Below are 12283 nucleotides of genomic sequence, written 5' to 3'. Positions count from 1 at the left end.
TATATTTAATTTTGCCGGTGATTAAAAAGAAGATTTGATGTAAATTTTTAGAAAAGGGGAAATAACATCTTTACAAGATGAATAGTCCGTAATATGATACATCTCATCAGATATAAATTTCTAAACAAGGTCCATAATCGCTTAATCCTGCCTAGGCAGGAACGGGGGAACCAAACAAATGGGGTGAATTTCAATTGAAAGGGGCGACTCTTATCCGTCCTAACCCGTCAGCTAACCTCGTCAGCGTCGTTAAGAGAGGATGATGTCTATTCATTTTGTAAGCTGCCTTAGTTTTAATCTAATAAGGAGGGCGCTTAGCGTGCTAGCGGATGTAAGGAAAGAATTAAAAGAGCTAATGGGGCATTCAGTAGAAGTCCACACCAAACAGGCAACGAAGATTTCTGGAACACTTAGCTGGCTTAGTCCCGATTTTTCAATGGCAGAATTAACATCAAAAGATGGGGAGATTAAAACCGTTACAGATGTACAGATAAAAAGCATAAGAAAAATTAGCTAGAACATAAAAGAAAAAGAGGGACTATCGCCTAGCGTTAGTCCCTCTTTATTTATTTCCCTATTTTAAAAGAGCTTTTTAAAGATACAATGCGGTTAAAGACAATTTTATCCTCTGTTGTATGTTTTGGATCCACATTGAAGTACCCATGTCGGAAAAATTGGAACTTATCCTGCGATTTCGCAGTCTTCATGTTGGGCTCCACAAATCCTTGCAAGACTTCCATCGAATGCTCATTAATATTTTCTAAAAATGACTTTTCCTCATCCTGGTCGTCATCCAAAATGAGCGGTTCATACAATCTAAATTCTGCAGGAATCGACTGCGTAGCCTCTACCCAATGGATGGTTCCTTTTACTTTCCTACCGGTAAAACCTGACCCGCTTTTCGTTTCCGGATCATAGGTACAGTGAATCTCGGTCACCTGACCTAATTCATCCTTGATCACTTCGTTGCATTTCACGAAATAAGCGTGCTTTAAGCGCACCTCATTACCTGGGAATAAACGATGATATCCTTTTGGCGGATCCTCCATAAAATCATCTCGTTCAATATAGATTTCACGAGAAAAAGGAATTTGGCGTGTCCCCATTTCCGGATTTTCCGGGTTGTTTTCGGCCTCCAGCATTTCTACTTGCCCTTCCGGATAATTCGTTATAACAAGCTTCAACGGTTGAATCACACCCATCGTGCGAGGTGCTTTTAGTTTCAAATCCTCACGGATGAAATGCTCAAGCATCTGAGCATCAACCAGACTGTTGCTTTTGGCCACACCAATTTCCCGACAGAATGTACGAATGGCCTCAGGTGTATACCCTTTTCTGCGCAGCCCGGAAATCGTCGGCATCCGTGGGTCATCCCATCCATCTACAACCCCTTCATCAACCAACTGTTTAAGTTTTCTCTTGCTCATTACCATGTTAGTCAAATTCAGACGTGCAAATTCAATTTGCTTTGGTCTGCTTTCCATTTCACATTGTTCAACCACCCAGTTGTAAAATGGGCGTTGATCCTCAAACTCGAGCGTACAAATAGAATGGGTGACCCCTTCAATCGCATCCTCCAAAGGATGTGCAAAAGCATAAAGCGGATAAACACACCATTCATTTCCAGTATTGTGATGGGTCGCATAGGAGATCCGGTAGATCAATGGATCCCGCATATTAATATTAGGTGAAGCCATGTCAATCTTGGCCCTAACTACTTTTTCACCGTCTTTGAACTTGCCCTGTTTCATCTGTTCGAACAATTCCAGGTTTTCTTCAACCGTCCGATTCCGGTAAGGACTCTCTTTTCCTGGTGCTGTTAAAGTCCCGCGATATTCACGAATTTGCTCAGCTGATAGATCGTCCACATAGGCATGTCCCTTTTTAATTAATAAAACCGCACGCTCATATATCTCTGCGAAATAATTGGACGCAAAGCAGAGATTGTCCCAATCATATCCGAGCCATTTTACATCTTCCTTAATCGATTCCACATACTCTGTATCTTCTTTCAAAGGGTTGGTATCATCAAAACGCAAATTCGTTTTCCCTTTAAATTCATCAGCTAATTCAAAGTTTAGAACAATCGACTTGGCATGTCCAATATGCAGATACCCGTTCGGTTCAGGAGGGAACCTCGTAACGATCTGTTGGTAATTTCCGGACTCCAAGTCTTCAACAACTATGTTTTTTATAAAATTTGAGGCAACAGTTTTGTTCTCCATTCCGATTTTCAACCCTCTTTTCATCGAAATCTTAGGCTACTAGTATTTATACCATAATTAAACAGTAATTACCATTTGTCTACTCGCATTGCTGACAGTATCCATAGATTTCAAACTTATGATCTGTAATCGTAAAATCGTCTGGGTCCCCCAGCAATCCATCTAGTGGACACAGTTTTAAGTGCTTTGTCTTCCCGCAGCGAAGGCAAATCAGGTGGTGGTGGTGATCTTTGTGGGCACATGAAAAACGATATTTCCGCTCGTTATTGAATTCTGTTTCTTCGAGAATATGCAGTTCCGTAAAGAGGGAGAGATTGCGATAGATGGTATCAAAACTGATATTGGGATAATCCGGTTTCATATAGTCGAGAATTTCTTTGGCAGACATATACCGCTTTTCCTTGGCAAAAACACGGATCATTTCTTCTCTTTTGCCTGTATACTTATATCCTTGATCCTTCAACAATTCAAGCGCCTGATCCACATCCATGAAACTTCCCCCCTTATGTCACGGTTTATTATTTATTTATATTGAAGGGCAATTTTTAACGTTTCTAGGTTTTTCTGCATTACTGTAAAATAATCCTGCCCTTCGTCCATTTCCTCTTCCGATAAGCTTTCAATAGTATTTAAAGTAAGCGCCTCAGCACCAACCTCACTTTTTACGACCTCAGCAACCTTCCCTGACACGATTGTCTCGAACAATATATAATGAATCTCGCGTTCCTTCGCAAGTTCGACAATCTGCTGCAGCTCTTTTGTGCTTGGCTCATCAGAGGGGGAAAGACCAGAAATAGCAATCTGCTCGAAGCCATAGGCATCAGCAAGATAGCCGAAGGCCGCATGGGAGACCAACATATCTGTTCTATTCGCGTGGGTACGCAGATCCTTGTAGTCCTGATCCAACTCATTGAACTTTATTGTAAGCTCTTCGAAATTCTCTTCGTAATAGGTTTGGTGCGCCGGATCAATTTGAACTAAGGCATTTTTAATTGCCTCGGCCTGCACCTTTGCCCGATTCGGATCAAGCCAAATATGGGGATCGATCCCTTCATGACCATGTTCTGCGGAATGGTCTGATTCATCCCCGAGCACCTTTACCTGCTCACTTGTATTAACGACGATTAGTTTTGATTGGTTCAACGCTGATAAAGCTTTCTCAACCCATCCCTCAAAACCCGCTCCATTATAGATAAAGATTTGTGCCTTATTAAGGTTCATCATGTCCTGGACTGTCGGTTCAAAATCATGCGATTCAACCCCTGGGGGGACAATATTCTCAACATGCGCTTGATTCCCCGCAATTTTTTTTGCAAAATCGTATAACGGATAAATCGTTGTGTAAATTTGGATCGGTTTTTGATCTTGATCCGCGGATACTTGACCTTGCGACGATTCGGGCTCCTCTCCCCCACATCCAGCTAGTAAGAAAATAAATATCGTCGAACAGATCATCAAATTAAAAATTCGAGACATCCGGGTCACCACTCTCCTCAAATCGGAATCATTCCTAAAATAACTATGTGGATTATATCGTAATGATTCCGATTTGTAAACCAGAGGGCCGACAATTCATTATTCCCCGCAACGATGAGGCTTTTCCATGATGAATGCCTTGCATTCTGGACAAACCAGCCCTTCTTCCACCGCTTTTTGATATTCCTCTTTATTTTTTAGAATCTTTTGGCGAGCCTCCTCAGAAAATAACGGAGCATCTGTCAACCGATTAAAACAGTCAATACACAAATAATAATGAGTACGATTTTTCTCGCCGATTTTTTCTATAATGCCCCAACTTTCCAACTCAAAAGAGCTGTAGAAATCACCCTTTTTTTCTTTACAAACCTCACAAATGTGTTCAGTCATCCGTGAAACGCCCCCTCTCATAATTGGTACTATCATTATTCACGAAATACCTGAAGGAAGCAACCAAAGGATCCGCAAAATATTCTCCTACTGTTAGGACAAAATAAAGAAAACTTGTTTATCATTAAAAGGTTGGAAATCACGACCAATAATTAACAAGGGGTTGAGGACATGGACACAATCGGAAGACATCTCGTCATTGATTTATGGGACTGTGATCCGGAACTACTCAAGCGGATTAGCACCGTACAAAAATCCATGGTTGATGCTGCACTGGAAGGTGATGCAGATATTAGGGAAGTGATCTTTCATCAGTTTGAACCAGACGGTGTGAGCGGGGTTGTGGTCATCTCGGAATCCCATTTGACCATTCATACATTTCCAGAGCATGGCTATGCTAGTGTAGATGTTTATACCTGCGGAAATATGGACCCGCATGTTTCAATGAGAGTTGTTGCCGAAAGATTAAAAGCCGGATCCTACGAAATGGTGGAAGTCATTCGCGGCCAAAGACCATTAAAAGTGGAATCCCGGACACCCTTGATCGTGGAAAACGTGCTATCCTAAAAAAAGAGACCTTAAGGCTTACATGGCAAGATTACAGCCATTGGCCTATAGGTCTGTATTTGTTCTAACTGGACTTTTCCAGGTGGAGAACAGGCTATATATGATAAAAAAGTTTGTCATCCATAGAAGAAAAACGGAACTCAGGCTGTCAAACTGAATCGAGCTATACCCGTTCCACTTCATAATTAGCAAGGATTGAAGCCAAATCAGGATAAATCCGAACAAAATAGACAAAGAAAAACGATGCACGGTCAAATTCTCCTTTCCTGTTTATCTTACTTATGTCCATTATACATAATTTCGTCAAAACTAGCACTTGATTTTTGTGGGGTTGCGGGGTTGGGCTTATCCCATTTTGGTCAGAGGGTTGGAGGCTGGGAGTGAGGCTGTACTAGAGAAGGCTTATGAAGATCGATGTGACTCTCCTAATGGGTGGGATCGATCTTCATCGGGCTTATGAAGTTCAATGAGACCCTCCAAATGGGTGGGATCGATCTTCATCGGACTTATGAAGTTCAATGAGACCCTCCAAATGGGTGGGATCGATCTTCATCGGACTTATGAAGTTCAATGAGACCCTCCAAATGGGTGGGATCGACCTTCACCCGACTCACCCTTGCGCCTTCTCAATCTGCCGTGAAGTCTCTCCGCTCTCCTGTGCTCCCCCACTCAAATTCAGTCCAATCACACCAGCGATGATCAGAAGAATAGATATAATTTTCATAAGAGTAACAGGTTCTCTAAACCACCAAATTCCAATTAATGCAATAATCGCTGTCCCTAACCCTGCCCAGATGGCGTAGGCAATGCTTACACTAATATTTTTCAATGCCAAAGTTAATAAGCTTAGGCTTAAACCATAAAAAACAAAGATGAGGACCGTCGGCAGCAGCTTTGAAAAACCTTGTGAAATCTTCATCGCTGTTGTCCCGGATACCTCTGTAAGAATAGCAAGTAATAGATAGACCCAACTCATTGTTTCCCTCCAGAATTTTTAATACCAAAAAGGATAGCATCCTCTGCTACCCCTTTTACAGTATATTCTATGCCTTTTGCGCTAAAACCTTTTCTTTAAATTCGATCCGACGGCGGTGCAGGATTGGCTCGGTGTATCCATTCGGCTGATCATAGCCTTTGAAAACCAAGTCACAAGCTGCCTGGAAAGCAACAGACTGTTCGTAATTTGGAGCCATAGGGCGATAGGCTGCGTCACCAGCGTTTTGCTCATCTACGACTTTGGCCATCCGCTTCATGGTGGCCATGATCTGCTCTTCGGTGCAGATTCCATGATGCAGCCAGTTTGCCATATGCTGACTAGAGATTCGCAGGGTAGCGCGGTCTTCCATAAGTCCGATATTGTTGATATCCGGTACTTTGGAGCAGCCAATGCCTTGCTCTACCCAACGGACAACATAGCCAAGGATTCCTTGTGCATTATTATCCAGTTCCTGCTGAATTTCTTCTGGTCCCCACTGCGGGTTCGCGGCCACTGGAATTTCCAAAATCTCATTCCGGTAATCTTTGATTGCTTCCTTCAGCTTATTTTGTACTTCCACTACATCCACTTGATGATAGTGAAGGGCATGCAGGACAGCTGCTGTTGGGGATGGCACCCATGCTGTATTTCCGCCAGCTTCAAGATGGCCAATTTTCTGCTTCAGCATTTCCTTCATCAAATCAGGCATTGCCCACATTCCTTTACCAATCTGCGCGCGGCCTTGCAACCCACAGTCAAGCCCAATGCTCACGTTGGAACGTTCATAGCTTTGCAACCAAACAGACGACTTCATTTCATTCTTGCGAATCATTGGCCCCGCTTCCATCGAGGTATGCATTTCGTCTCCGGTCCGGTCAAGGAATCCGGTATTAATAAAGACAACTCGGTCTTTAACTTCGCGAATACATGCCTTCAGGTTAAGGGAGGTACGACGTTCTTCATCCATGACCCCGATTTTCAATGTGTTTCTTTCCAATCCGAGCATATCCTCTACACGGTTGAACAGTTCATTGGAGAAGGCGACTTCTGCTGATCCGTGCATTTTCGGTTTTACAATATAGATGGAGCCTTCGGTTGAATTCTGGTAAGGACCATGCTGTAGAATATCATGCTTTCCAATCAAACTAGTAAATACTGCATCCAAGATTCCTTCCGGAACTTCCTGACCATCTTTATCCAAGACGGCATTAATCGTCATCAAATGTCCTACATTACGAACAAACAACAAGGAGCGCCCTGGCAGAGTAATCTCAGATCCATCTACACCTGTATACGTACGATCCGGATTGAGCGTCCTGGTCAACGTTTTGTTTCCCTTAGCAAAGGTAGCGGATAAATCCCCCTTCATCAGTCCGAGCCAGCTTCTATATACAGATACCTTATCCTCAGCATCCACGGCAGCAACAGAATCTTCACAGTCCATAATGGTTGTGATCGCTGCTTCCATCAGGATATCCTTCACACCAGCCGCATCACCCTTTCCAATTGGATGATTGCGGTCAATCTGGATTTCAAAATGCAGTCCGTTATTTTTCAACAAGATAGCTGATGGTGCCTCAGCCTTCCCCTCGTAACCAACGAATTTCGCTGGATCCTGTAATCCTGTTGTTTCTCCACCGCTAAGGGTAACAACTAACTCACCGTTAACGATCGCGTAATTTACTGCATCCTTATGTGAACCCGCAGCTAAAGCTGCCGCTTGATCGAGGAACCCTCTGGCAAACGCAATAACCCTTTCCCCGCGGATCGGGTTATAGCCAGCTCCCCGCTCGGCTCCGTTGTCCTCGTCGATGGCATCTGTTCCATACAACGCATCATAGAGGCTTCCCCAACGGGCATTGGCCGCATTCAAGGCATACCGTGCATTATTAACAGGAACCACCAGCTGTGGTCCAGCTTGTTGGGTTATCGCGTCATCTACATTTTCTGTAGCAATCTGGAAGTCCTCAACGGCTGGCTCCAGATAACCAATCTCTTGCAAAAAGGATTTATATTGATCAAAGTCGAAGTTATTCTTATTATCTTTATGCCATTGGTTTATGGCGTTTTGGATTTCGTCGCGCTTGGCTAATAGCGCCTTGTTTTTTGGTGCCAGTTCATGGATCAGTCGGTCCAAGTCAGCCCAGAATTGCTCCGTTGTCAAACCAGTCCCAGGTATAGCCTCTTGATTGATAAATTGGTAAAGAACAGGAGCAACTTGAAGATGGCCTACTTTTACATAGTCTTTCATTGTATTTCTCCTCTCTCATTTTTCTAATTCTATTATATAATGGATGGAGTTTTAACCAAAATATATATTTCGAATGTGTATTATGCCTTTTGGTTATATCGCTTTAGTTTGATGAAGGGGTCAGACCCCTATGCCGCACTAAAGTACTAAGCGTGACACCATGGCAAGTTAGAAATGGAGGTGGGTAAAGTGGATATTCGGCATTTGGAATACTTCTCTGAGGTGGCGAAACACTTGAGCTTTACAAAAGCAGCAGCAACATTGCATGTTTCCCAACCATCAATCAGTAAAGCAATCAAAAGTATTGAAGAGGAATTAGGGGTTCCATTATTTTATCGATCATCTAGACAACTGGAATTAACAGATGCGGGAAAAGCGGTCTTAATCAATGCCAAGAATGTGTTGGAAACTTTCAACAATCTAACTTCGGAGCTAAACGACATCATGAAATTAAAAAAGGGTGAAATCCGCATCGGTATTCCACCCATTATTGGTGCATCTTTTTTCTCTAAACTAATTAGTCAATATAAAGAATCTTATCCATCCGTCGAGATCACCTTGTCTGAAGTCGGTACAAAAATGATTAAGCAAGGTGTTGAAGAGGGTTCATTGGATATTGGGCTAATCTGTAATTTACCCATTCACGGTGATAGTTTTGAGTTGATTAAATTATTGAAAGATCCACTCCTATTGATTGTCCATAAAGATAACCCATTGGTAAATAAACCACTTCTCGACTTATCTGAATTAAAAAGCGAGTCTTTCATCCTATATCGAAAAGATTTTTCCATTTATGACCGGATTATAGAGGAATGTGCAAAAAGCAACTTTTATCCGAACATTGTTTGCGAAAGCTCGCAAAAAGACCTTATGGTGGAATTGGTAGAAGCTAAAATAGGGGTTGCTTTATTGCCAAGCAAAATTTGCCAGCAATTAAACAACCCTGAGATAAAGGCTATTCCCCTGCATGAATCAAAAATCAACCTGGAGCTAGGAATGATCTGGAAGAAAAATCGGTATCTGCCCTTTACGGTTCGTGAATTTATTGCCGTTGCGGAGCAGTTCTTGTTGCTACAATCATAATCCTTAATTAGAATCCATCCATATAGTTTTTTCAGCAAACGGTTTTCTATGGCGAACAGGTGGTTCGATATCAGGATAGCCCATATAAACAAAGCCAAGTACTTCATCTTCATCGCGCAAACTAAACAATTCTTTCATCTTCGGATGGTAGGCTGGCTTTCCCGTCCGCCAGACTGCCCCTAAACCTAAGGCATGTGCGGTAAGAAGCATATTTTGAATAGCGGCATTGACCGCCGCGAATTCTTCTATTCTTTCAACTCGCGGATTATCGGACGGGGTCACGGCCACGGCAATAATCACTGGGGCACGAAGGGCCTTCTCCTCTTGCTTCCTGATCTTCTCCTGGTTTTCTACTGTTGTCAGATCCTCCATGCCCTCTTCGGCAATCTTACCCAATGTCTTTCCTAAAAGCTTCCTCCCGTCCCCTGTCATAACAAAAAATCTCCACGGTTCTGTAAGATGGTGACAGGGTGCCCATGTTGCAGCCTCTAATACTTTCTCAACCAACTCTATACTAACCGGATCCCGCTTTACCTTCCCGATGCTTCTGCGAGATTTTATGGCATCTATTACGTCCATTGCTGTCACATCCTTTGCAAATGAATCTATTCATAGAATGAATACGATACAGTGAGGCATGATATGCCCCAATTTTTACGTTTCACATTTGGTTTGCTCATGGTAATCTTCTGTGGTTAAATAGGAGGCAAATTCCTTGCTCTCCGCGCGCCGTGCTTTTCGCATCTCTGCCCGTTGTGGCGCTAATTCATGAAGCTTGGTCTCCTCCTTGGTAGTGGGAATAACAGGAGGCACAGGAACCGGTTTATTATTCTCATCTAAAGCTACAAGGGTCAAAAAGGAAGTAGCGGAAATTCGCCGTTCTCCTGTATATAAATTTTCTGCAATGACTTTAACAAAAACCTCCATCGAGGTTCTCCCGGTAGAAACCACGTAGGATTCCAGCATAACGGCATCATTTGGTGTAATCGGGCTTAAAAAATGGACAGAATCTGTTGAAGCCGTGACAACCGTTCGATGACTATGGCGAGTCGCAGAAAGAGAGGCCACATCATCTATGTAGGACATCAATTTGCCGCCAAACAACGTACCATGTGTATTTGTATCCGGTGGTAAAACATGACTCATCTTCACAATACGTGATTCCTTGCAATATTTGGCTTCCATACTTTCTCCTTCAAAATGATGATTATAGGTTAATTTCCCCATTGGCTAGATGTCAAATACATCTTCATTGCAACAGATACAAAAGAACAGAAACCGTCACACTTGAAAATAGCGTGCTAAACATGGCAATCCCAGCAACCATCTCCGGTGTGCGATTGTATTGAAGTGTAATTAGAGTAACCACGACAGCCGTAGGCATTGCCGCTTGAAGAAGCAGGACCTTATGAGCCAGCTCGTTAAAGGGAAACAACATGAGAATAAAATAGGCAAGCAGCGGAGAAATCAAGAGCCTGATACATACTCCCAAGGTGACCCCTTTCATAAATCCGAAGTTTTTGATCATGGCCAACTGCATCCCGAGAATTAACATCAGTAAAGGAATCATTGCTTGGCTGAGCAATTCGATCGGTGTGTAGATTATGGGGTGCAATTCAATTTCCAGAGATTTGCACAGGAACCCAAGGAGGCCCGCGTAAAGAATCGGCATTTTGAACGTTTTCTTTAGGGTTACCCAAATCCCAGAACTATCCTGTGCAGCCAAAAAGACCCCAAAGGAATTTGTCATCATCGATTGAATGACAAAGTAAGCAATCGCCCAATCAAAACCTTCCTGTCCATAAGCCAATAAAATAATCGAGCTGCCGTAATTCCCCCCATTTCCAAAAAGCGAGCCGAGAAGCAACCCGATTTCGGTGCCCTTATCATAACGAAAACACCTCGAAACTAGCAGTGTAAACAAGAGTAAAACAATAATTAAGGCTACCGCAAAAAGAATGATCCATCCAATTTCACGGCTAATATGTGACGTATAAAACGTTTTAAAAACTAGTGCCGGCAGCAGACAATAGAATGCGACATTCGATAAAGAGGCAATATCTGTTTTAAATCTTTTCTTAAGGAAAAATCCGCAGGCAAAAACTATAAAAATAGGCAAAACAATCGATAGAATTTCTAACATGATGTGACCTTCCCGTCGAGCCCTACTACAATCATCGACCTCAATCTGATAAATCAGATTATACGGAAGTGAGTCAATTTGGTCAATTAGCAAAAGAATATCTCCCAGAGAGTTCTTGAATAATCTGTGACAAAAATCACACCTTTCCCTTGAACAATTTGTGACATCTTTCACATTTCATTGTTATTTTTTTTTGCCGGTACTAAGCTAGGGGTAACGACGTCGATCTGAAAGGAAGCTTCTAGAAAAAGAAAGGAGTGGCCTCTATGAAGTGGAATTGGGCTATTTTAAGTTCAATTTTTACTATTATCACCGTGCTTACAGGTTGCAACAATAAATTAATGGTTCTTGACCCCAAAGGGCCTCAGGCTCAAACACAAGCAGATGTGATTATGATATCGATTTGGACGATGTCCATCATCGTTGCTGCGGTTTTTATTCTCCTCGTCATTATGTTGGTTAAATACCGTGCCTCTAAACAGCCGGCAGATTATGAGCCCCCACATATTGAAGGGAGCAAGCTGGTGGAATCCATTTGTATCGGGATTCCGGTGATCATTGTGATTTTTCTCTCTGTGATCACGATCCAATCCAACGAGCAGGTAGAGACCACGCCTAAAGGGTACGAAGGACAAAAACCGCTGGTTGTTTACGCTTCTTCTTCCGACTGGAAATGGCATTTTAGTTACCCTGAAGAAAATATTGAAACTGTCAATTACTTATATATCCCTACCGATCGTCCTTTGGAATTTAAATTATATTCTTACGGACCCATCACTAGTTTTTGGATTCCACAGCTCGGTGGTCAAAAATACGCGATGTCGGATATGGTGAACACCCTCCACCTTGCGGCAGATGTACCGGGCGAATATATGGGAAGAAATGCAAACTTTAGCGGAAAAGGCTTCGCAGAGAATACTTTTGATGTCAAAGCGATGCCGCAGGACGAATTTGAGAAATGGGTAGAAGAAGTCAAGGCAACAGCGAAACCTCTTACTCAAGAAAAATTCGATGAATTATTAGATCCTGGGCACCTGGGACGATTAACGTATACAGGAACCCATTTAGACTTCTCCCCTGCTCCCGAGGGTGAGAATGGGGAACATCATATGATGCCGTCACATACCGAACATTCTGCAATGGCTGAATAAAAATACAGAAAGGAGTCATAA

Annotated in this window: 14 protein-coding genes and 1 riboswitch; of the genes, 4 read left to right on the top strand and 10 right to left on the bottom strand. The window is 42.6% G+C overall.

The window, feature by feature from the left end; translation table 11 throughout:
• Positions 1-128: 128 nt before the first annotated feature.
• Positions 129-263, top strand: a riboswitch (cyclic di-AMP (ydaO/yuaA leader).
• Between the two features lie 56 nt (positions 264-319).
• Positions 320-517 carry a hypothetical protein gene (locus J2Z37_RS15330; protein WP_209811158.1) on the top strand — a complete coding sequence of 66 codons (198 nt, stop codon included), beginning with the start codon at positions 320-322 and terminating at the stop codon, positions 515-517.
• 49 nt (positions 518-566) lie between these two features.
• Here J2Z37_RS15330 and J2Z37_RS15325 read toward each other — a convergent pair whose 3' ends face one another.
• The 4 genes from J2Z37_RS15325 to J2Z37_RS15310 all read right to left on the bottom strand — a co-directional run bounded on the left by J2Z37_RS15325 (position 567) and on the right by J2Z37_RS15310 (position 4091).
• On the bottom strand, positions 567-2225 hold the full coding sequence (locus J2Z37_RS15325) for a glutamine--tRNA ligase/YqeY domain fusion protein (protein WP_209811157.1): 1659 nt from the start codon (positions 2223-2225) through the stop codon (positions 567-569).
• Between the two features lie 79 nt (positions 2226-2304).
• Positions 2305-2715 (bottom strand): Fur family transcriptional regulator, encoded by a 411-nt coding sequence (locus J2Z37_RS15320; RefSeq protein ID WP_209811156.1) that lies wholly within the window; start codon positions 2713-2715, stop codon positions 2305-2307.
• A gap of 32 nt (positions 2716-2747) precedes the next feature.
• On the bottom strand, positions 2748-3701 hold the full coding sequence (locus J2Z37_RS15315) for a metal ABC transporter substrate-binding protein (RefSeq protein WP_209811155.1): 954 nt from the start codon (positions 3699-3701) through the stop codon (positions 2748-2750).
• 99 nt (positions 3702-3800) lie between these two features.
• A complete protein-coding gene (locus J2Z37_RS15310) occupies positions 3801-4091 on the bottom strand; it encodes a hypothetical protein (protein WP_209811154.1) in 291 nt (96 codons plus the stop codon).
• 171 nt (positions 4092-4262) lie between these two features.
• On the opposite strand from J2Z37_RS15310, the gene speD reads away from it, so the two are divergent.
• Positions 4263-4658 (top strand): adenosylmethionine decarboxylase, encoded by a 396-nt coding sequence (speD, locus tag J2Z37_RS15305; protein ID WP_209811153.1) that lies wholly within the window; start codon positions 4263-4265, stop codon positions 4656-4658.
• A gap of 163 nt (positions 4659-4821) precedes the next feature.
• Here speD and J2Z37_RS25870 read toward each other — a convergent pair whose 3' ends face one another.
• From J2Z37_RS25870 to J2Z37_RS15295, 3 genes are all read right to left on the bottom strand, one after another.
• The gene (locus tag J2Z37_RS25870) at positions 4822-4947 is read right to left on the bottom strand and encodes a hypothetical protein (RefSeq protein WP_280922222.1); all 126 of its coding nucleotides are present in this window, start codon (positions 4945-4947) and stop codon (positions 4822-4824) included.
• A 321-nt stretch (positions 4948-5268) separates the two neighbouring features.
• A complete protein-coding gene (locus J2Z37_RS15300) occupies positions 5269-5634 on the bottom strand; it encodes a DMT family transporter (RefSeq protein ID WP_209811152.1) in 366 nt (121 codons plus the stop codon).
• Positions 5635-5701: 67 nt separating this feature from the next.
• Positions 5702-7885, bottom strand: a complete 2184-nt coding sequence (locus J2Z37_RS15295; RefSeq protein ID WP_209811151.1) for a malate synthase G — start codon at positions 7883-7885, stop codon at positions 5702-5704.
• Positions 7886-8074: 189 nt separating this feature from the next.
• On the opposite strand from J2Z37_RS15295, the gene J2Z37_RS15290 reads away from it, so the two are divergent.
• A complete protein-coding gene (locus tag J2Z37_RS15290; RefSeq protein WP_209811150.1) occupies positions 8075-8968 on the top strand; it encodes a LysR family transcriptional regulator in 894 nt (297 codons plus the stop codon).
• A gap of 3 nt (positions 8969-8971) precedes the next feature.
• On the opposite strand, the gene J2Z37_RS15285 is transcribed toward J2Z37_RS15290, so the two are convergent.
• From J2Z37_RS15285 to J2Z37_RS15275, 3 genes are all read right to left on the bottom strand, one after another.
• A complete protein-coding gene (locus J2Z37_RS15285) occupies positions 8972-9547 on the bottom strand; it encodes a nitroreductase family protein (protein WP_209811149.1) in 576 nt (191 codons plus the stop codon).
• Between the two features lie 75 nt (positions 9548-9622).
• Positions 9623-10195: an acyl-CoA thioesterase gene (locus tag J2Z37_RS15280; RefSeq protein ID WP_425340327.1), complete on the bottom strand. Its 573-nt coding sequence runs from the start codon at positions 10193-10195 to the stop codon at positions 9623-9625.
• A gap of 22 nt (positions 10196-10217) precedes the next feature.
• Positions 10218-11204 (bottom strand): AEC family transporter, encoded by a 987-nt coding sequence (locus tag J2Z37_RS15275; RefSeq protein ID WP_209811148.1) that lies wholly within the window; start codon positions 11202-11204, stop codon positions 10218-10220.
• Positions 11205-11377: 173 nt separating this feature from the next.
• Between J2Z37_RS15275 and qoxA the strand changes: the two genes are divergently transcribed.
• Positions 11378-12262 (top strand): cytochrome aa3 quinol oxidase subunit II, encoded by an 885-nt coding sequence (gene qoxA / locus J2Z37_RS15270; protein WP_209811147.1) that lies wholly within the window; start codon positions 11378-11380, stop codon positions 12260-12262.
• Positions 12263-12283 lie beyond the last annotated feature (21 nt).

It is taken from the genome of Ammoniphilus resinae (assembly GCF_017873965.1).
In the GTDB taxonomy this organism is placed as follows: Bacteria; Bacillota; Bacilli; order Aneurinibacillales; family RAOX-1; genus Ammoniphilus_A; species Ammoniphilus_A resinae.
The sequence above is the reverse complement of the archived record's forward strand: the minus strand, read 5'-3'. Positions and strand labels throughout refer to the sequence as shown.

Coding starts and splice junctions, on each gene's coding strand:
- J2Z37_RS15325 (WP_209811157.1), bottom strand. CDS start 2,225: ATGGAGAACAAAACTGTTGCCTCAAATTTTATAAAAAACATAGTTGTT.
- J2Z37_RS15320 (WP_209811156.1), bottom strand. CDS start 2,715: ATGGATGTGGATCAGGCGCTTGAATTGTTGAAGGATCAAGGATATAAG.
- J2Z37_RS15315 (WP_209811155.1), bottom strand. CDS start 3,701: ATGTCTCGAATTTTTAATTTGATGATCTGTTCGACGATATTTATTTTC.
- J2Z37_RS15310 (WP_209811154.1), bottom strand. CDS start 4,091: ATGACTGAACACATTTGTGAGGTTTGTAAAGAAAAAAAGGGTGATTTC.
- speD (WP_209811153.1), top strand. CDS start 4,263: ATGGACACAATCGGAAGACATCTCGTCATTGATTTATGGGACTGTGAT.
- J2Z37_RS25870 (WP_280922222.1), bottom strand. CDS start 4,947: ATGGACATAAGTAAGATAAACAGGAAAGGAGAATTTGACCGTGCATCG.
- J2Z37_RS15300 (WP_209811152.1), bottom strand. CDS start 5,634: ATGAGTTGGGTCTATCTATTACTTGCTATTCTTACAGAGGTATCCGGG.
- J2Z37_RS15295 (WP_209811151.1), bottom strand. CDS start 7,885: ATGAAAGACTATGTAAAAGTAGGCCATCTTCAAGTTGCTCCTGTTCTT.
- J2Z37_RS15285 (WP_209811149.1), bottom strand. CDS start 9,547: ATGGACGTAATAGATGCCATAAAATCTCGCAGAAGCATCGGGAAGGTA.
- J2Z37_RS15280 (WP_425340327.1), bottom strand. CDS start 10,195: ATGGGGAAATTAACCTATAATCATCATTTTGAAGGAGAAAGTATGGAA.
- qoxA (WP_209811147.1), top strand. CDS start 11,378: ATGAAGTGGAATTGGGCTATTTTAAGTTCAATTTTTACTATTATCACC.